The 19,189-nt window shown below is 70.4% G+C and carries 18 protein-coding genes and 1 pseudogene; 7 read left to right on the top strand and 12 right to left on the bottom strand.

The window, feature by feature from the left end:
* Window position 1: 1 nt before the first annotated feature.
* From ACFYV5_RS01470 to ACFYV5_RS01455, 4 genes and pseudogenes are all read left to right on the top strand, one after another.
* A pseudogene (locus ACFYV5_RS01470) lies at window positions 2–163 on the top strand (mini-circle protein); the annotation flags it as partial.
* A 158-nt stretch (window positions 164–321) separates the two neighbouring features.
* Window positions 322–450, top strand: coding sequence for a hypothetical protein (locus ACFYV5_RS01465; RefSeq protein WP_389162979.1), 129 nt, complete (start codon window positions 322–324; stop codon window positions 448–450).
* 186 nt (window positions 451–636) lie between these two features.
* Window positions 637–1,092: a hypothetical protein gene (locus ACFYV5_RS01460; protein ID WP_389162977.1), complete on the top strand. Its 456-nt coding sequence runs from the start codon at window positions 637–639 to the stop codon at window positions 1,090–1,092.
* A 79-nt stretch (window positions 1,093–1,171) separates the two neighbouring features.
* Complete coding sequence (locus ACFYV5_RS01455) at window positions 1,172–1,687, top strand: RICIN domain-containing protein (protein ID WP_389162974.1); 516 nt, start codon at window positions 1,172–1,174, stop codon at window positions 1,685–1,687.
* On the opposite strand, the gene ACFYV5_RS01450 is transcribed toward ACFYV5_RS01455, so the two are convergent.
* From ACFYV5_RS01450 to ACFYV5_RS01415, 8 genes are all read right to left on the bottom strand, one after another.
* Window positions 1,684–2,232, bottom strand: coding sequence for a GNAT family N-acetyltransferase (locus ACFYV5_RS01450; RefSeq protein ID WP_389162971.1), 549 nt, complete (start codon window positions 2,230–2,232; stop codon window positions 1,684–1,686). The genes ACFYV5_RS01455 and ACFYV5_RS01450 overlap by 4 nt on opposite strands.
* 48 nt (window positions 2,233–2,280) lie before the next feature.
* Complete coding sequence (locus ACFYV5_RS01445; protein ID WP_389162968.1) at window positions 2,281–3,756, bottom strand: DUF6882 domain-containing protein; 1,476 nt, start codon at window positions 3,754–3,756, stop codon at window positions 2,281–2,283.
* A gap of 140 nt (window positions 3,757–3,896) precedes the next feature.
* Window positions 3,897–4,466 carry a DUF1697 domain-containing protein gene (locus ACFYV5_RS01440; RefSeq protein ID WP_389162965.1) on the bottom strand — a complete coding sequence of 190 codons (570 nt, stop codon included), beginning with the start codon at window positions 4,464–4,466 and terminating at the stop codon, window positions 3,897–3,899.
* Window positions 4,467–4,540: 74 nt separating this feature from the next.
* On the bottom strand, window positions 4,541–5,743 hold the full coding sequence (locus ACFYV5_RS01435) for a S8 family serine peptidase (protein ID WP_389162962.1): 1,203 nt from the start codon (window positions 5,741–5,743) through the stop codon (window positions 4,541–4,543).
* A gap of 225 nt (window positions 5,744–5,968) precedes the next feature.
* Complete coding sequence (gene mgt / locus ACFYV5_RS01430; RefSeq protein WP_389162959.1) at window positions 5,969–7,165, bottom strand: macrolide-inactivating glycosyltransferase; 1,197 nt, start codon at window positions 7,163–7,165, stop codon at window positions 5,969–5,971.
* 70 nt (window positions 7,166–7,235) lie between these two features.
* The gene (locus tag ACFYV5_RS01425; RefSeq protein WP_389165004.1) at window positions 7,236–8,564 is read right to left on the bottom strand and encodes an ABC transporter substrate-binding protein; all 1,329 of its coding nucleotides are present in this window, start codon (window positions 8,562–8,564) and stop codon (window positions 7,236–7,238) included.
* A gap of 11 nt (window positions 8,565–8,575) precedes the next feature.
* Window positions 8,576–9,418, bottom strand: a complete 843-nt coding sequence (locus ACFYV5_RS01420) for a carbohydrate ABC transporter permease (RefSeq protein ID WP_389162956.1) — start codon at window positions 9,416–9,418, stop codon at window positions 8,576–8,578.
* Entirely contained in the window at window positions 9,415–10,344 is a 930-nt protein-coding gene (locus ACFYV5_RS01415) for a carbohydrate ABC transporter permease (protein WP_389162954.1), read from the bottom strand. The genes ACFYV5_RS01420 and ACFYV5_RS01415 overlap by 4 nt, the downstream gene beginning before the upstream one ends.
* A gap of 161 nt (window positions 10,345–10,505) precedes the next feature.
* On the opposite strand from ACFYV5_RS01415, the gene ACFYV5_RS01410 reads away from it, so the two are divergent.
* On the top strand, window positions 10,506–11,360 hold the full coding sequence (locus tag ACFYV5_RS01410) for a phosphotransferase enzyme family protein (protein WP_389165001.1): 855 nt from the start codon (window positions 10,506–10,508) through the stop codon (window positions 11,358–11,360).
* Window positions 11,361–11,411: 51 nt separating this feature from the next.
* Window positions 11,412–12,242 (top strand): alpha/beta fold hydrolase, encoded by an 831-nt coding sequence (locus ACFYV5_RS01405; RefSeq protein WP_389162951.1) that lies wholly within the window; start codon window positions 11,412–11,414, stop codon window positions 12,240–12,242.
* A 31-nt stretch (window positions 12,243–12,273) separates the two neighbouring features.
* Here the strand turns inward: ACFYV5_RS01405 and ACFYV5_RS01400 are convergent, their stop codons facing one another.
* From ACFYV5_RS01400 to ACFYV5_RS01385, 4 genes are all read right to left on the bottom strand, one after another.
* Window positions 12,274–12,996 (bottom strand): 3'-5' exonuclease, encoded by a 723-nt coding sequence (locus ACFYV5_RS01400; RefSeq protein WP_389162948.1) that lies wholly within the window; start codon window positions 12,994–12,996, stop codon window positions 12,274–12,276.
* A gap of 87 nt (window positions 12,997–13,083) precedes the next feature.
* Entirely contained in the window at window positions 13,084–14,334 is a 1,251-nt protein-coding gene (locus ACFYV5_RS01395) for an SAV2148 family HEPN domain-containing protein (protein ID WP_355106504.1), read from the bottom strand.
* Window positions 14,335–14,443: 109 nt separating this feature from the next.
* Window positions 14,444–15,745, bottom strand: coding sequence for a copper amine oxidase (locus ACFYV5_RS01390; protein WP_355106502.1), 1,302 nt, complete (start codon window positions 15,743–15,745; stop codon window positions 14,444–14,446).
* Between the two features lie 33 nt (window positions 15,746–15,778).
* Window positions 15,779–16,594 carry a Tat pathway signal sequence domain protein gene (locus tag ACFYV5_RS01385; protein WP_389162944.1) on the bottom strand — a complete coding sequence of 272 codons (816 nt, stop codon included), beginning with the start codon at window positions 16,592–16,594 and terminating at the stop codon, window positions 15,779–15,781.
* Window positions 16,595–16,730: 136 nt separating this feature from the next.
* Between ACFYV5_RS01385 and glgX the strand changes: the two genes are divergently transcribed.
* Window positions 16,731–18,851 carry a glycogen debranching protein GlgX gene (gene glgX / locus ACFYV5_RS01380; RefSeq protein ID WP_355106498.1) on the top strand — a complete coding sequence of 707 codons (2,121 nt, stop codon included), beginning with the start codon at window positions 16,731–16,733 and terminating at the stop codon, window positions 18,849–18,851.
* The last annotated feature ends 338 nt before the right edge of the window (window positions 18,852–19,189 follow it).

Here is a 19,189-nt window from a genome sequence, read left to right as displayed (position 1 = left end):
CCTGGAAATCGCCGTCGACTTCCCGCTCACGCGGTTGCTCGACGAATACGCGGAACAGAGCGCCCGCTACCGCGAACTGGTCGCCGGGAACGGCCTGGACGAGCGGGCCGAGGGAACCCTCCGCAACGGCCTCCACGTCGACCTGCGCTGGATCCTCCTGCACGCCGATGGAATCGTTTCGCCAACTCCTCAGCCACTAGCCGGGGTTGCTGACTCCGGGTGCCAGAAATCGACGACATGGCGAGTTGACGCCTTTCCACTTTCGCCCCTGCTCGCAGAGGGAATCAAGCCTGTGCAGCAGGCAAGGGAAAGGGAAAACCCATGCAGCTCCTCACCACCCGCCGGCTCACAGTCGCCGCCCTGGGAGCGGTCTTTGCCGGCACTTCCGTGGGGGCCGCCCAGGCCACGGCACCCGGCGTCGTCTCCGTCCGCTGCCTGCCGGTCACCTGAGAACCCCGCGTCATCACGCGACCAGGGCAACACCGCTGAGGTGGAAACCCGGGACCGCAATGGACCGGGAAGCTCGACGGCCGGCCCCAGAACCATACGTAAGCCATCGTTCACCGATTCGTCTCTTGTGGAACTCAGGCATGTCCGCGCAAGCGGCAACCAGGAAAACGGAAGGGAGAAAAGCGCATGGCCGAAGAAAACATCACCACGATCGAGGCGTCCGTCCGGACGGCTGCCGGAAGTGACTCGGGGACCGACGGCTGGGTGTACCTCGGCGTCGGGGGCCGGGAGTTCCTCCTCGATACGCCGGCCGACAACTTCCCGTCCTCGTCGGAGGGCACGACGGAGACCTTCGTCCTGGGCGAGGGTGCCAACGTCTCGAACCCCGGCGACAACGACCCGCGCAACCCGCAGCTGCACGCCTCCGACCTCGACCGCTTCCCGACCTACATCCGCTTCGGCCACAAGGACAAGGACGACGTGTGGCACCTGGAGCGAGTCGACGTGGCCATCACCACCTCCGGCGACGGCGGACGCATCCGCCACTACGACTACCGGGCCTTGGCGGACAACGGCACGAAGAGGTCCCTGCGCCTGGGCGCCGGCTACGGCGCCGTGGTCCACCTGGCATCGGTGCACTGACCCGCCCCGCCGGCACGTCCCGGAGCCGGACAGGCTCCGACTCCGTCCGAACACATCTCGACACGACAGGAGCGCGATCATGCCCAACCCCCGCCCCGACCAGCCGCAGCAGCCCAACCAGCCGGGCGATCTCAGTCACCTCACCAACGGCAAGAAGGTGATCGCCAGCGCCCTGTACGGGGGCCTGCTCACCCCGAACGACGCCAACGGAAGCCGCCACATCGCCCAGGCATGGCGCCAGGACTACAACAAGGTCGGTGGTTACTACACCTGGGAGTTCACCCGCGTCAGCGAGGGTGTGTACACCATCAAGAACTCCGACAGCGGCCGCTACCTCGAACCGAAGCGGAACAACGAGACCCAGGGCGGCTACACCCTGGGCTGGAAGAGCGACGTGTACCTCGAAAGCGGCGACCTGACGGGCGCCAAGCGCGAATGGTCCATCGAGCGCAGGGGTGATCTCTACCAGATCCGGCTGAAGGGCGAGACCTGGTCCATGGGTCTCAAGGACCGCAACGCGGACGACAGCCACATCGGCCTGCTCGAACCGTGGTGGACTGTCGACCGCCTCTGGTACATCACGGACCGCCCCTAGATCTCGGGAAGGGAAGGATCGGGCGTCCAGGAAGGTGGTGCGGTGATGGCCCACCGTTCGTGGTCGCGCCAGGCCCCGTCGATATAGAGATAGGCGGGCGACAGACCTTCGTAACGGAAGCCCAGGCGCTGGACCAGGGCCAAAGACGCCTTGTTCGCCGGCTGAACGTTCGCCTCCAGCCGGTGGAGCCGCAGGTCGTCGAAGGCGTACCGCAGGGCAAGGGTGAGTCCCTCGGCCATGTAACCCCGCCCCGCGGACGGGGCGAAAGCCGCATAACCGAGGGACGCGCCCTGGTAACGGCCCCGGATGATCGAGTTGATGTTGACCATGCCGGCGGCTGTCGCGGTCTTCTGGACACGGATGAGAAAACCGAGGTTGGTGCCATCGGCGAAGCGGCTCATCCAGCCCTGGAACTCCTCCGGGGTCGCGGGCAGTTGCATCCACGGCGTATGGAGTTCGGTGCTGGCCCTCACGAGCGCGCAGAACTCGTCCTGGTCGGCGATGGTGAGCGGGCACAGTTCGACCCGTGACGGCACATCGGTCATGGCCCGATGTTATGACCTCTCCCGAACAGAAGATCACGCCGCCGTCGGTCACATGGACGCGCCCATCACCATCCCGGGCGTGACCTGGGTGATGGTGCCGTCCGGAGAGAAGTACACCCGCACCTCGTACAGGCCCGTCACGCCGCTGATGAAGTCCGGTCGCCCGTAGTGCCACACCTGCAGCCCGAGCCGCTCGAAGTACGACTGGGCCAGTGACCGCATGGTCTCGTCGCGGGTCTCCTGCTCCACCAGGCCTTGGAGCCAGCTCGCGCCGTTACGGATGTCCGCCACGGCCGCGTCGAGGTCGATCTCCCCGGCGCCGGAGAGACGTTCGTCGGTGACGGTGAAGAAGTGGTTCCCGAGCGAGGTGAAGGTCTGGCCCACCACGTTCGCCGCGGTGCGGGCCAGGGCCACCGCGACGGCCTCCCGCGGCCCGTACGCGGTCAGGTCGAGCCGCTCGCCGGACAGCTCGGGCAGGTCCTCGGCGTCCGCGGGGCCGAGCCCGGCCGCCTCCCGGAACCGGTCGCGGATGTCCTCCGTGCCCGGCGCCCACCGGAACCAGCCTTCCTCGGAGTCGTAGGAGCCGAGGCGGCGTGCCTTGAGCCCCCCGCCGGGGAACCGCAGCTCCCCGGCCTGTTCGTCCCACAGCGGAGGGCGGCCGGCGAATGCGAGGTGGTCGTCCGCGTACCGGACCATCGCCCGCGTCCGCAGAATCGAGAAGGCCATCTCCCGGGCCGCCACGGCGAGCAGCGGCCGCGGGAACGTCCGGTGCGGCGCCTCCGGGGACAGGCGCGCCCCCTCCAGCTCCTGTTCACCGGCCGTGCCGCAGCCGGGCGTGCTCCCGTCGGGGCCGGCGATCTCGACACCGGTGACCTCCTCGCCCTCCAGGGCCACCACGACACGATCGCCTCCGTCGAGCACCCCCTCCACCCGTCCGGGCCCGTACACCGGATCGATCCCGTGCCGGGCGAACCACCCCTTCACCGGCTTCAGCGCGGGACCGGGAAGCAGCCCCGCGCCGTTGCGCAGCGCCCGGGTGAGCCGGGCCGCGCGCGGCTCGGCCCGGGGTACGGCGGGGTCGTCGACGACCATGAACAGCCGGCTGCGTTCGTTCACGGCGCAGATCACCCCGCCCCGGACGTCGAGGAGCCCCATGCACATCAACAGCAGGTGGTCGGCGGCCAGTCGCGGGTCGGGAAAGTGGTTGAGGTCCGGCATGGGCGCGGTCAGCTCCGGGACCCCGGCACGCTCGCCCAGCTCGCGCAGCTCCCGGGAACGGACCGCGAAGGCGCTGTCCCGGTAGGACTCGTTGGCCCACGCCCACATCCAGGTGCCGTCCAGGGCGTACGTGCCGACGACGTGCGCGCGCAGGGTGATGCCCGAGCGGGTGACGGACGGCTCGTCCCGGTCGAAGGACACCACCCCGGCAGGCACAAGGGCGTCGAAGAGGTCGAGCTGTTCGCACACCCAGGCGAGGTTCGGCCGGGCGAGGGCGAGGAGCTGGTCACTGAAGGAGGCTGTCATGAAGGCTTTCCGCTGATCGGGGTGGCCGGTGGTCGAGGCGGCCCCGGGGTCGGGGCGGTCTGTGACGGCGCGGCCGGGGCGCATACGCCCTGATGACTCCCGCGCGACGTCCCGCGGTTCCCGCCCGGCACCGGACCGACCTAGTTCGGTCCCGGCTGGTCCCGGGTCATCTCGGCGAGCTTGACGACCGTGTTCCAGTTCCGCGAGGTGACCACGATCCCCTTGAAGAGGGCGGGCCGGTTGAGCGCCTCGCCGAGCTTGGACCTGCCCAGGCCCTCGGGGGCGTAGAGGTAGAGCACGCGGTCGCCGAGCCGGAACTCCTCGGGCAGGAACGCGGCTTGGTCGAGGGCGGCGAACCGCTCCGGGCCGACCGGCTCGGAGAAGTACATGACGTGGAGCTGCTTGCCCTCCAGCTCGGCGGCGGGGAAGGGGCAGGCGTCGACGACGGCGGCGAGGTACTCCGCGTCGCGGACGAGGCAGTCGACGCGGAAGCCGAAGCGCTTCTCGATGGCGTCCTCGACGGCGGTGGTGAGTTCCTCCTCGGCCGGCGCGTCGTCGTCCGTGGTGAAGACGGCGTTCCCGCTCTGCAGATGGGTCCGGACGTTCCGGAGACCGAGGTCCTCCAGGACGGAACGGAGCTCCGCCATCGGCACCTTGCGGTGTCCGCCCACATTGATGCCGCGCAGCAGAGCGGCGTACGTCGTCGTCATGGCGCACACGATAAGGCGGCCGCCGCGCCCCGTGGGGGAGGGCACGGCGGCCGCCGGTCACTGGGGCGGAGCCGCTACTCGACGATCTTGAGCAGCTTGTTGGCGGTGCCCGCGGAGGGGTTGGAGATCTTGTCGGTGTTCGCTCCGGCGACCAGGGCCTGGGCGATCTGGTCCGGGGTGGCGCCGGGGTGTGCCGCGAGGTACACGGCGGCGGCGCCGACGACGTGCGGGGTCGCCATGGACGTACCGGAGATGGTCTTGGTCCCGGTGTCGCTGTCGTTCCAGGCCGAGGTGATCTCCGAGCCGGGGGCGTAGAGGTCCACCACCGAACCGAAGTTGGAGAAGCTCGACTGCTGGTCGTCCTCGGTGGAGGAGGCGACGGTGATCGCCTCCTGGACGCGGGAGGGGGAGCCCTGGCCCGCGTCGGAGGACTCGTTGCCGGCGGCGACACCGAAGGTGACGCCGGCGGCGATGGCCTTCTTGACGGCCTCGTCGAGGGCGGGGTCGGCGCCTCCGCCGAGGCTCATGTTGGCGACGGACGGGCCCTGGTGGTTCTTGGTGACCCAGTCGATGCCGGCGACGACCTGCTCGGTGGTGCCGGAGCCGCTGTCGTCGAGGACGCGGACGCCGACGATCTTGGCCTTCTTGGCGACACCGTGGGCCTCGCCGGCGATGGTGCCGGCGACATGGGTGCCGTGGCCGTTGCCGTCCTGGGCCGTGTTGTCGTTGTCGATGGCGTCGAAGCCGTCGGCGGCGCGGCCGCCGAAGTCCTTGTGGCTGACGCGGACTCCGGTGTCGATGACGTACGCGGTGACGCCCTCGCCGGCGCTGTCGGGGTAGGTGAACTTCTTGTCCCCGGCGGTCTCGGCCTGGTCGACCCGGTCCAGACCCCAGGACGGCGGGTCGGTCTGGGTGGCATTGATGGAGAACTTCTTGTTCTGGACGACCTTGGCGACGGCCGGGTCGGCGGCGAGGCGCTTGGCCTCGGTCTCCGAAAGACCGTTGACCGAGAAGCCGTTGACGGCGGAGTCGTAGCTGCGGCGCAGGGTGCCGCCGTACTCCTTCGCCAGCTCGCCCTTGTCGGCCTTCTCGTCCAGCAGGACGACGTAGCTGCCTGCGACGGCGCCTTCCGCGCCGAGTCCGTGGACCGTTCCGAGGGCGGGCGTGGGGGCCGCGCCGGCGAACGGGCTGCTGAGGACGGTCACTCCGGCCGCGGCCGCGATCGCGGTCGAGACGGCGATGAGCTTGGTCCGGCGAACACGCTTGTGTATTGCCATGAAGAGGGGTCTCCTCGTCAGGATTTGTGGGGGGATGCGCCACTGGAAGGAAACTCTCCGGTAGCTGCCTCGAAACCCTTGCTCATTGACGAGTGCAAATCAAGACCTTCATGCACCTGTGATTTATTCAACGAGGTTTCGTAATAATAAAGCGGTCATCTCGCCCCAACTCGGCGCACGCACAAGGCCCCCGGTTGCCCCGGGGGCCCTCGACTGCGCCTGCCGCTACGGCAGTTCGGCCTCGATCAGATCCGCCGCCCGGCGCGCCCCGCCCTCGTTCGCCATGCGCTCCCGGATCTCCTTGGCGCGCAGGGCCACCTGGGGGTCGTCGACGAGAGCGAACACGGCTTCGCGCAGGCTCTCGGCGGTCGCATCCTCCATCGGCAGGTGCCGGGCCACGCCCAGGGACTGGAGCATGTCCGCGTTGCCGAACTGGTCGACGGCCTGCGGGACCGCGACCATCGGGGTGGCGGTGGCGAGTCCCTCCTGGCTGCCGCCGGCCCCGGCATGGGTGATGAACGCGTCCGCCTGCTTCAGGATCGCCAACTGCGGCACCCAGGAGTGCACTTCGACGTTGGACGGGATCTCGCCGAGCTCCGACGGGTCGACGAACGCGCCGATCTGGAGCACGACGTGCCAGCCCGGGAGATCACCGAAGGCCCCGATGCACGCCTTGTAGAAGTCCGGCTGCTTGGTGAAGGCCGAGCCCAGGGAGACCAGAAGCACCTTCTCCGCGCCCGCCGGCCGCTGCCAGCCCCCCTGGTCCGCCCGCTGCCCCTGGCAGGCGCCGACGAAGGTGAAGACGGACGTGTCGACCCGGTCGGCGTGCGGCTGGAGCGCCTCGGGGATGAGCACGATCGCCCGGCGCGGGCGGGCGACGAGCCGGTCGGGGTGGGTGTCGACGCCGTGCTCGGCCAGCCAGTTCTCGAAGCGGGCGTAGTACGCCTTGCCCCGCTCGGAGGCCTTGAGTTCGGCGAGCATGGGCTCGGCGACCTCCTCCTCGTATCCCTCCCAGGGAACGAGATTCGGCCAGAGTGCCACGGCGGGGACATCCCACCGGTGTGCGAGGACCGGAGCCGGGTAGGCGGTGATGTCGTGGAGGACGAGGTCGGGCCGGTCGGCCTCGAACGCCTCGGCCAGCTGCGGCAGGACCTGTTCGGCGTCGCGGAGGAACGGTTCGAGGTTGTCGATCAGCTCGGTGCCCCAGGCGTCCGGGTCGTCGTCGGTAGGGAGGCTGGACCTGTAGAGGACCGGGGTGGCGCCGGTCGCGGCGACCTTGTCGGCGAAGGAGGCGGGAATCGCGTAACTGACGCGATGTCCACGGGCGACGAGCTCGCGGATCACTTCGAGGCTCGGGTTCACATGGCCGTGGGCGGCGATGGAGAACATGGCGATATGGGCGCGGCGCGCGGCGGTGGTCATGCGCCCACAGTAAGCGAGACGAGACGTCTCGTCCAGTTGTTTCGGTGGCCGGGGCCGGGCCCGGCGCGCCTCAGCGCCGTTGGTAGCGGGCGAGGACCAGGTTGCCGTCCTTCACCAGCCGTTCGCGCAGCTCCTCCCTGTCGATCGCCCCGCTGTAGAACTCCTGGTACGCCGGAGTGGCCACCTTGTCCTTCCACTCCGGATAGCCACGGACCGACTGGGCCGGCGCCGAGCGCAGATGCTCGGCCACGGCGGCTCCGGTCGCCCAGCCGTCCTTCGCGGTGTGCAGGGACGGGTCCGCGAGCGCGGCGGTACCGGTCGGCAGCATCCAGTCGCCGCGCGCGAGACGGACCATGTTCTCCGGCTGCAGGAAGAAGTCGAGGAACCGCGCCGCCTCCTTCTTGTACGGGCTCTCCTCGGCGATCGAGAGCGTCTGCGGGCTGACGCCCTGCGCGAGACCGTCCTTCCCCGCGGGCGCCGGCAGCACGATCCACTCGAAGCCCTGGGGTGCCTGCTGGGTGATCTGCTGGCGGTAGGAGAAGCCGAGCGGCACCATCGCGTACTTGCCGCCGAAGAAGCCGGGCAGGGCGTCGGAGCCGCCGGTGCCCAGGGTCGAGCGCGAGGCGCTGAGGTCGGTGTTCACCTGGTCGTGGATCGTGCCGGGCACGACCCCGTCCGCCTCGGTGAAGCGGAGGGTCACCCTTCCGTCGGGTTCCCGGTGGAAGAGCTGCCCGCCGGCCGAGAGCCCCAGGTTGAGGCTGACCGAGACCGGCTCCTTGAGCGGCCAGGCGACCGCGTACCTGCCCTTGCCCATGGTGGCCGTCAGATCCTTCGTGATCCGCCGGAACTCCTCCCAGCTCCAGGGCTTCTCGGGGGTCGGCATCCGGACGTCGGAGGACTCCAGGATCCGCTTGTTGGCCATGACCACGCGCGGTTCCTGGAGGAAGGGAACGCCGTAGATCCCGTCGCCGAAGGTCGTCGTCTCCCAACTCCGCGCCGGGATGTCGGACTTCACACGTGCGGGGAGGAGGTCCGTCAGATCGGCGAGGTAGCCGCCGTAGGCGAAGTCGGCCAGGTCGTCGGAGGCGTCGTGGATGATGTCGGGCGCCTCACCGCCCTCGAAGGAGGTGAGGAGCTGGTCGTGGACGGAGTCCCAGCTGCCCTGGACGTACTCGACCTGGATGTCGGGATGGGCGGCGTTCCACTCCTCCACGAGCTCCTTGTTGGCGTCGACGGACTCCTTCTGCCAGGCCAGCGACTGGAAGCGGAGCCGGATCGGGCCGCCGTCCGCGTCGTCCCCCGCGGCGCATCCGCCGAGGAGCAGCGCGAGCGCGGCGGTGGCCGCCGTGAGCGCTCGTACGCGAAACGTCCGTACGCGGAACCTCCGTACGCACCACATCCGTACGTCCATCAGGACTTCACCGCCCCGGTCAGCATCCCGCCCGTGATGCGCTTCTGGATGATCGCGAAGATGACGAGCGAGGGGATCGTGGCGAGGAACGCGGCCGCGGCGAGCGGGCCGAGATCGGCGACGCCCTCCGCGCCGAGGAAGTGGGTGAGGACGACCGGCAAGGTCTGCTTCTCCGGGGTCTTGAGCAGGACGAGCGCGAAGAAGAACTCGTTCCATGCGGTGATGAAGGCGAAGAGCGCGGTGGCCACGATGCCGGGGGCGAGCAGCGGGGCGGTGACCGAGACGAGCGTACGGAGCTTCCCGGCGCCGTCGACGGCCGCGGCCTCCTCCAGCTCGGCCGGGACGGCCCGTACGTACCCCACCAGCATCCACAGCGCGAACGGCAGCGACCAGACGACGTACACCATGACCAGACCGAACAGGCTGTTGATCAGGTGCAGGTTCTTCAGGACGAGGAAGAGCGGGATGATCACCAGCACGAACGGGAAGGCCTGGCTGATCACCACCCAGCCGGTGGCGGCCGTGGAGAGCCGGCTGCGGTGGCGGGCCATCACATAGGCCATGGGCGTGGCGATGACGACGGCGATCAGGGCCGCCGCGAGGGCGGCGATCAGACTGTTGCCGGCGGCCTGCAGCAGCGGCTGTTCGTCGAACGCCTGCCGGAAGTTGGCGAGGGTCGGGTCCTTCGGGATCCAGGTCGGGTGGAGCGAGCCCAGTTCGGTCGCCGGCTTGAAGGCGGTCGAGATCAGCCAGAGGAACGGGAGGCTGAGGAATAGCAGATACGCGAGGAGCGCGAGGTACTGACCGAGCCGCGCGGGTCTGCTGGTACGGAGGGTGCTCACCGGTCCTGGTCCCCCTTCAGCCGTCCGACGAGATAGAGGGCGAGGAGCACGGAGATGACGGCGACCATGACACAGCCCATCGCGGCGGCGTAGCCGAACTGCCCGTAGCGGAACGCCTCTTCGTAGGCGAAGAGCATGGGGAGCCGGGTGCGGCCGCCCGGTCCGCCGTTGGTCAGGACGTAGACCAGGGCGAAGGAGTTGAAGTTCCAGATGAAGTTGAGCGCGGTGATGGCGAGGGCGACCGGTTTGAGGGCGGGCCAGGTGACGGTGCGGAAGCGGCGCCAGGCGCCCGCGCCGTCGAGGGCGGCGGCCTCGTGGAGTTCGTGCGGGGTGTTCTGCAGACCGGCGAGCAGGGCGACCGTGGTCTGCGGCATCCCGGCCCAGACGCCGACGAGGATCACGGCCGGCAGGGCGGTGGCGAGCCCGGTGAGCCAGTCCCGTCCGTCGCCGAGACCGAGATCGCGGATCGTCTCGTTGAGGATGCCCGCGTCGGGGTTGTAGACGAGCCGCCACATGATGCCGACGACGACCTCGGGCATGGCCCAGGGGATGATCGCGAGCGCCCGGGCCAGCCAGCGGAAGCGCAGATTCTGGTTGAGCAGGAGCGCGAGGCCGAGGGCGAGCAGGAACTGCGGGACGGTGACCCCGACGGCCCAGAGCAGGCCGATCCGGAACGAGTCCCAGAACAGCGAGTCGTGCAGCAGGTCCTGGAAGTTGAGCGTGCCGACCCACTGGGTGGCCTGGGTGCGGCCCGACTGGGCGTCGGTGAAGGCGAGCGCGATGCCGTAGAGCAGCGGGCCGACGCTGAGGATCAGGATGGGGATCAGCGCGGGCAGCACCAGGAACCAGGCGCTGTGGTCCCGCCCCGGGCCAGGTCTTCCGCCGGCGGTCCTCGGTCCGCCGGACCGCTTCGTTGCGGTCGCCACACTCACAGATTCGACCCCTTATGCGCCTTTTGCCACGCCGCCTCGGCCTCCGTCATGGTCCTGACGGGCCGTCGGTTCGTCAAGGCAACCTGCGTCGATGCGAGACTTTGGCTGATTCGCACAGGCACCGGTGAGACACGGAGATTCGGATGAACGAGGCGCTGGACGAGGCGCGGGCACGGGAGATCCTGGCTGCCGTGGGGCTGCCGGCGGCGGACGCGAGGCTCCTCGCGCTGGGCGAGAACGCGGTCTTCGCGCTCGGCGAGCTGGTGGTGAAGGTCGGCCGGGACGCCGAGCTGCTCCCCCGCGCCGAGCGGGAGCTCGCGCTCGCCGGGTGGCTGGAGGAGAGCGGAGTCCCCGCCGTACGGGCGGCGGAACCGAAGCCCCTCCTGGCCGACGGCCACCCGGTCACCCTCTGGCACCGGCTCCCCGCCGTCCGTCCCGCCGAGCCGCGGGATCTCGCCCCGCTGCTCCGGCGCGTCCATGCGCTGCCCGAGCCGGAGGGCTTCACGCTTCCCCGCCGTGATCTGCTCGGCGGGGTCGAGCGGTGGCTGCGTCTCGCCGGTGACGCGATCGACCCGGCCGACGCGGCATTCCTGCGTGAGCGGCGCGACTCCTTCGCCCCGGCGGCGGCCGCGCTCACCCCGCACCTGCCCCCGGGGCCGATCCACGGAGACGCGTTGCCCCGTAACGTCCATGTCGGCCCCGACGGGCCGGTCCTGGTGGACCTGGAGACCTTCTCCTCCGATCTGCGCGAGCACGACCTGGTGGTGCTCGCCCTCTCCCGGGACCGGTACGGCCTTGACCCGGCGGCGTACGACGCGTTCACCGAGGCGTACGGCTGGGACGTACGGGAGTGGGACGGGTGCGCGGTGTTGCGCGGGGCCCGGGAGACCGCGAGCTGCGCGTGGGTGGCCCAGCACGCGCCGACGAACCCCCAGGCGCTGGCCGAATTCGAACGGCGGGTGGTATCGCTGCGGGAGGGTGATCCCGAGGTGCGGTGGTATCCCTTCTGACACCGTGTCGGGGGCGGGCCGCGCCTTCCCACTCAAGAACGGGGTGTTGTGATGCGTGTGGAACTGTCCGAGGTGACGCTCGACGTCGAGGTCGGCGGCGAGGGTCCGGCCGTCCTGCTGGTGCACGGCTTTCCCGACAGCCACCATCTGTGGCGCCACCAGGTGCCGGCCCTGACCGCCGCCGGGTACACGTGCGTCGCTCCGACCCTGCGCGGCTTCGGCGCCTCGGACCGGCCCGAGGGCGGCGCGGAGGCGTACCACCCGGCCAAGCACGCGGGCGACCTGCTCGAACTCCTCGCACGGCTGGGGATCGAGCGAGCCCATCTGGTCGGCCACGACTGGGGTTCAGGCATCGTGCAGGGCCTCGCCCAGGCCGTGCCCGAGCGGGTCGCGAGCCTGAGCATCCTGTCGGTCGGCCACCTGGCCTCCCTCCGCGACGCGGGCTTCGAGCAGAAGCAGCTGTCCTGGTACATGATCCTGTTCCAGTTCCCGGGCATCGCCGAGGAGTGGCTCGCGCGCGACGACTTCGCCAACCTCCGGGAGATGCTGGGCGAGCACCCGGACGCGGACGCGACCGTCGAGTCGCTGCGGGCGCCGGGCGCGCTGACGGCCGCCCTGAACATCTACCGGGCGGCCCTGCCCCCCGAAGTCCAGTTCGGCCCGGCTCTCCCCCTCCCGCCGCTGCCGGGCCCGGTCATGGGCGTCTGGTCCGCCGACGACCGCTTCCTCACCGAGCGGTCCATGACCGGCACCGGCAAGCACGTGGACGGCACCTGGCGCTACGAGCGCGTCGAGAACGCCGGCCACTGGCTCCAGCTGGACCGGCCGGAGAAGATCAACGCACTGCTCCTGGACTTCCTGGCGGAGAACCCGATCGGCTGACCGGAGCCGTCCGGAACCGAGCGCCTACGGGTCAGCCGGCCACCGCGGCCGGCTCCCGCAGGGGCCACGACGGATCGACGACCGCCTCCGGGCTGCCCTTGCGGCGCAGGAAGTCCTGGAAGTCCTCCGCCCAGAGGCGGTACCAGCCGATCTGACGCTCATGCAGCTCGGCCGGGGTCAGCGCGGCCACCGACGCGTGCCGTTCGGCTATCGCGACCGCCACCCGCACGGCGGCCAGCGCGTCGGCCGCCGCCTGATGGGCCGTCTCGAGGACGACGCCGTACTCCGCGCAGACCGCCTCCAGGGTCCGCTTCCCACGGCGGTAGCGGTCGACGGCCCGGTCGATGGTGTACGGGTCGACGACCGGGCCTATGGGCGCGCCGCCAAGCCGCTCGCTCAGCGAGGGCAGTCCGTGGCGCCGCAGCTCGGCGGAGAGCAGCGTCAGGTCGAAGGAGGCGTTGTACGCCACGACCGGGACGCCCCGCGTCCAGTACCCGGCCAGGGTCGCGGCGATCTCGTCGGCGACCTCGCGCACCGGCCGCCCCTCGGCGGCCGCCCGCTCGCTGCTGATGCCGTGGATCGCGGACGCCTGCGCCGGGATCCGGATCCCCGGATCGGCGAGCCAGTCCCGCTGCCGCGCGACACGCCCGCCGTGGACGCCGACGATCGAGGCCGTCACGATCCGCGCCTCCAGCGGTTCGGTGCCGGTCGTCTCCAGGTCGAATCCGACCAGCTCTTCCCCGTGCCAAGCCATCGGGTCCTCCTTACGTGATCTCCCCCGTGGTGCTGAACACCCTCGCACGAGCCACTGACAACGGCCCGCGGGCAACGGACCCCGCCCTCAGGAGACCGGCCGGGAGTCGAGCCAGACCGACTCGAACTCCTCCCGGTACGTTGCGAAAAGTCCGTATTCACCCTCGTGTGCCTGCTGTCCGGAACGCACCAGGTTCCGGCCGCCCCCGCGCAGCACCAGGACCGGTGCCTCCATCCCCCGCGCCTTCCGCAGATACGACTGGACGACACCGACGCCGTCCGGCCCGTCCCCGTCCACCAGGTACGCGGTGAAGCGCGGCGTCTCGTCGAAGACATGGATCTGGAAGGCACCCGGATCGCGCAGCCGGGAGCGCACCCGCCGCATGTGGAGGATGTTCATCTCCACCGAGCGGCTCAGCTCGCCCTTCTTCAGACCGAGTTCGCGCTCGCGCCGCTTGACGGCGCTGCTCGCCGGGTTCAGGAACAGCAGGCGTATCCGGCAGCCGGACTCGGCCAGGCGCACGAGCCGCCGCCCGGAGAAGTTCTGCACCAGCAGGTTCAGGCCTATCCCGGTGGCGTCGAGGCGCCGGGCCCCACCGAAGAGGTCCTCGGCCGGCAGCTGCCGCTGCAGTCGCACCCGGTCGGGGTGGACGGAGACCACGTCCGCGTACCGGTCACCGACCAGGTCCTCGACCGCGTCGACCGGCAGCCGGTCGGCGGACGGCACCCCCGCCCCGCTGCCCAGGATCTCCAGGAGCCGGGCGGAGGCCCGCTCGGACTGGGCGAGCACGGTCAGCGAGAGGGCCCTGTTGCGGGAGACGACGTTGCGCGTCACCTCCAGCTCGTCCAGGGCGAGTTCGACCTCGCGCCGGTCGTCGAAGTACGGCTCGAAGCAGGGCCAGTGCTGCACCATCAGCTCCCGCAGCTGCGGGAGGGTGAGGAAGCTGAGGACGTTGTCGTCGGCCGGGTCGAGGAGGTAGCCCTTGCGCCGGGAGACCTCGCGGACGGCGACGGCGCGCTGCACCCACTCCTGTCCGGCCGGACCGGCCGCGGCCACCACCCAGTCCTCGCCGTGCACCGGCTCGTAGACCGGCCGCAGTACGGCGGCCACCACGGCGCGCAGCCGCTGCTCGACGAGATTCAGCCAGATGTAGGCCCTGCCCGCCCGCTGGGCGCGGGTGCGCACCTCGCTCCACGCCTCGGCGCCCCAGTCGAGCTCCGCCCCGATCTCCATCGGCCTGGCGACGGAGACCGCGCCGGGCGGGACTTCCACGGGGTCGGCGGCGCCCCCCTCGTGACCCGCGTCACCTGGGGGCAGCTCCAGACCTCCCGAGCTCACCCGCGCACCGCCTTCTGCTCCTGGACGCCCGATCCGACCGTCTGTCGACGATCAAGGAAGGGTACTCCGGGAGCGGGAGGCGGTGCAGCAGGATCGGCAGGCTCCTTGCTCAACTCCCCTGATTCGGAGCGCCGTTCTGCCGGGCGAGATCGGCCGGAGTGAGCGGATTCATAGCGGTGACATCCCTGGGTGCGAGCTGGAAGCCCTGCCAGTGCACCGGCATCGGCTGCTGGTCCTCGTCCCGGGCGATGTGGTGGAACCCGATGTTGACCCAGACGGCGGGGTCGGTCAGCGTCTCGCCGTTGACCCACTTGTCCACGCTGTCCGGCGCGTTTCGGCCACAATCGAGAATGTTGTTGCTGGCGAACTGCTCACAGGCCCGGGTCTGGGTGACGTAGACGTCGTGCTTCGTGAAGCCGCGCCCCGCATGGGTGTTCGAGGGGCCGGGCACGATCTCGTACGAGCGGGCATGGCCGTCCTTGTTCTTGCCGGTGGCGCTGACCACCCGCCACCAGCGCATGTTCTTCGCGTCCCCGGCGAACTCCTTCGTCATCGGAGTGCGGGTGGTCTTCACCGTCGGGCCCCCGCCGCCGGCCGCCGGGGCGGTGACCTTGGAGTCGTACTGCTCGATCCGGTCCCTGACGCTGCCGTCGAGGCCGAAGTCGAGCCGCCAGAAGACGTTGTGCGCGTGACTGGTGGCGTAGGAGCGGGCGCCGGGGCCGATGGGCCAGCCGCGGCCGTCGGTCGCGTTGTAGTCGCCCGGCGACAGACTGCCGGTGGCGCCGACGTTGGCGGCGATCGTCCCGTCGGAGGAGAACCGCCACTCGGTGATGTACTCGTACCAGGCCACCTTGTTGACGGTGTAGACGAGCAGGTCCTTGCCCTGGGCCTGCCAGACCTTGGTGCCCTCGTCGTTGGCCATCCGGTACGCGTGGCCGCGCGCCCGGGTCGTGGTGCACAGGCCCTTGACGTTGCCGAGCTCGGGCACCTTGACGGTGGTGATCGTGCCGCCGGGGCATTCGGCCGGCTTCAGGTTCTGCAGCCCCCAGCCGAAGCCGGCGCCGGTCAGATCGTCGTACTCGGCGTTGCCGTCGTCGTAGGGGACATGGATCTGCGCGAGCTTGGCGCTGTTCAGGACGCGGATCGGGGCGCTCGCGCTCTTGGGCTGGTAGGTCACCTTGTCCAGGACGAGCCCGGAGTCGGTGTCGTAGCGCCAGCACATGCGCCAGGTGGTGCCGCCGTCGAGGGTCTGTTCGACCCGGTACGCGGCGGAGCAGTCGGGGCGGGGCGGTGCGGGTGCCGCCGTGGCGGAACCCACCGGGCCGGCGGCCGCGGTGGCGGTGCCGAGCAGCGCGGCCGCGGCGAGGACGGCGCCCTGTTTGCGGGCGCGCGGAAGGAACGGGTTGGGCATGAGACACGAACTCCCTCGTAGGCGGGTCGGTGGTCAGCCGACGCGCGTGACGGTCCTGGCGCTGAGGTCGACGATCAGGTTCCGGGTGTCGATCCACGAGCCGTTGAGGATCTTGGTGACGAGGCGGACACACCGGTGCTCCCCGCACGCCGCGAGCTGCGCGGGCACCTTCGCCTCGCGATAGGTGCGGTAGACGTCCCCGTTGAACCAGAGCTGGTCCGGCGAGGTCAGCGCCTTGCCGGTGGCGTCCTGGTAGTCCTCCCGGACGCCCTTGCCGAGCGGGCTCGCGAGGATCAGCTTCAGGGCCTCGCGCAGCTCCTCGGGGTGCGCCGAGGGCTGCACCCCGCGCTGCACGCCGGAGTGCTCGACCTTCCCTGTCTCCAGGTTGACGGTCCGTGTGATCAGCTCGTCGCGGCCGTAGTCGTAGAAACGCACCTCGGCGCGGCGCGGCGCGCCCGGCTCGTCGATCTCCTCGGGAAGCGGATCGGCCAGCTCGGTGGCGAGGTGCTGGGGACCCCGCCCGCCGTCGACGTCGCGCTGCGCGGAGGCGGCCGGCGGGGTCAGCGCCAGGGCCTCGGCCCGCTTCAGCTCGTCGTCGGTGAGCGGGTCGGTGCCCACTCCCTTCGCCCCCTCGGCCGGTGCGGCGACCACGGTCGCGGGCTCCGGCGCGGTACCGTCGGACGGGTCCGCCGACCGCGGCGGTACGGACGCGGCGGTACGACTCCGGGAGGTGTCGTCGGCCCCCGCGGTCCCCGGCAGGGTGATCCCGACCATGACGGCGGTCCCCGTCACCGCCATGGCCGCGCCCGCCACCACCTTCCCCAGATGGCGGCGCACTATTTCGTACACACTTCCCCCTCTGTTCCCCCTTGTGTGCTGGTCACCCGGTAGGACGGGCCGAAGTCCTAGGAGGTTGCCCCGTTTTCGGGCAGGATCTGGCCGAAGTGCACTCCGACACCCGGATCAGAATGGAAGAGTCGTATCTATGCAGGTCTGGCCGGGACAGGCGTATCCCCTGGGCGCCACCTACGACGGCGCCGGAACGAATTTCGCGGTCTTCTCGGAGGCCGCCGACAGAATCGAGCTGTGTCTGCTCCACGACGACGGCTCGGAGACAGCGGTGGAGCTGCGCGAGACGGACGCCTTCGTCCGTCACGCCTATCTGCCGGGAGTGATGCCGGGTCAGCGGTACGGGTTCCGGGTCCACGGCCCGTACGCCCCGGAGCGGGGGCAGCGCTGCAACTCGGCGAAGCTGCTCCTGGACCCCTACGCCCGTGCGGTCTCGGGCTCGATCGACTGGGGCGAGGCGGTGTACGGCTACCACTTCGGGCGGCCGGACTCGCGCAACGACCTGGACTCGGCGCCCCACACGATGACCTCGGTCGTGGTCAATCCGTACTTCGACTGGGGCGACGACCGGCGCCCACGCACCGACTACCACCGGACGGTGATCTACGAGGCCCATGTGAAGGGCCTCACGATGCTCCACCCGGACCTTCCGGAGGAGCTGCGCGGGACGTACGCGGGCCTCGCACACCCGTCCGTGATCGGCCATCTGAAGGAACTGGGGGTCACGGCTCTGGAGTTGATGCCGGTACACCAGTTCGTCAACGACCACCGGCTGGTGGACGCGGGCCTCGCGAACTACTGGGGCTACAACACCATCGGCTTCTTCGCCCCGCACAACGCCTACGCCTCCTGGGGCGACCGGGGCCAGCAGGTCCTGGAGTTCAAGTCGGCGGTACGGGCGTTGCACCAGGCGGGGATCGAGGTCATCCTCGACGTGGTCTACAACCACACGGCCGAGGGCAACCACCTGGGCCCGACGCTGTCCTTCCGGGGCCTGGACAACCCCTCGTACTACCGGCTCGCCAACGATCCCCGGTACTACATGGACACCACCGGCACCGGTAACTCGCTGCTCATGCGGTCCCCGCACGTGCTCCAGCTGATCATGGACTCGCTGCGGTACTGGGTGACCGAGATGCATGTCGACGGCTTCCGCTTCGACCTGGCGGCGACGCTGGCCAGGCAGTTCCACGAGGTGGACCGGCTGTCCTCGTTCTTCGACCTGGTGCAGCAGGATCCGGTGGTCAGCCAGGTGAAGCTGATCGCCGAGCCCTGGGACGTGGGCGAGGGCGGCTACCAGGTGGGGAACTTCCCGCCACAGTGGGCCGAGTGGAACGGGATGTACCGCGACTGCGTGCGGGACCTGTGGCGCGGCGAGCCGAGAACGCTCGCGGAGTTCGCGTCCCGGCTGACCGGCTCGTCCGATCTCTACCAGGACGACGGGCGGCGGCCGCTCGCCTCGGTCAACTTCGTGACCTGCCACGACGGGTTCACGCTGCGCGACCTCGTCTCGTACGACCAGAAGCACAACGAGGCGAACGGGGAGGGCAACCGGGACGGCGAGAGCCACAACCGGTCGTGGAACTGCGGCGCCGAGGGCGATACGGACGACATCGGCATCATCGAGCTGCGCAAGCGGCAGATGCGGAACTTCCTCGCCACGCTGATGCTGTCGCAGGGCGTGCCCATGCTCAGCCACGGCGACGAGTTCGGGCGGACGCAGGGCGGCAACAACAACGCCTACTGCCAGGACAACGAGGTGTCGTGGGTGCGCTGGCCGGAACCGGGCAGCGACGCGGACGGCACGCTGCTCGAGTTCACCCGGGCGATGGTGCGGCTGCGCCGGGACCATCCGGTCTTCCGGCGGCGCCGCTTCTTCCACGGGCGGCCGGTGGAGGGCACGCACGACGAGCTCACGGACATCGCCTGGTTCACCCCTGAGGGGGAGGAGATGACCGCGCGGGACTGGCAGGCGGCGCACGCGCAGGCGCTGTCGGTCTTCCTGAACGGCAACGCGATCTCGGAGCCGGGGCCGCAGGGGGAACGGATCGCGGACGACTCGTTCCTGCTGATGTTCAACGCCTCGTCGCAGGAGCTGGAGTTCGAGGTTCCGATCAACCACGGCCAGTCCTGGCGGGTGGTGGTGGACACGTCCCATCCGGAGGGCATCCCACCGCAGGAGGGCCCGAAGGTGGCGGCGGGCGAACGGGTGACGCTGGCACCCTTGAGCCTGACGGTCCTCCGCCGCCCGGCGTAAGGCCCGGTGCAGGGCCCCGCCCCGGGAGACGCGTCCACGCGCTCCGGGGGCGGTGCCGACCCTCCCCCCCCGGGTTGTGGGCAATCGTCCCGCTGGGCGGTGCCCACCCTCATCCCCGCCGGTTGTGGGCAATCGTCCCGCATGGGGGTCCCCCCAGGGCGAAGCCCTAGGGGGAGGGACGGGTGGGCACAACCCCACGACGGCGCCGCACCCGTGGGCACCGCAGGCACCGGGAGCCTGGGCCCGGCAAGGGCGCCGTCCCGTGTGCCCACCCGTCCCGCCCCAGCGGGACAGTTGCCCACAACGGGGAGAGCGAGGATGGGGCCGGGCGGGCGGGC

The organism is Streptomyces sp. NPDC003035 (assembly GCF_042888285.1).
Lineage (GTDB): Bacteria > Actinomycetota > Actinomycetes > Streptomycetales > Streptomycetaceae > Streptomyces.
The sequence above is the reverse complement of the archived record's forward strand: the minus strand, read 5'-3'. Positions and strand labels throughout refer to the sequence as shown.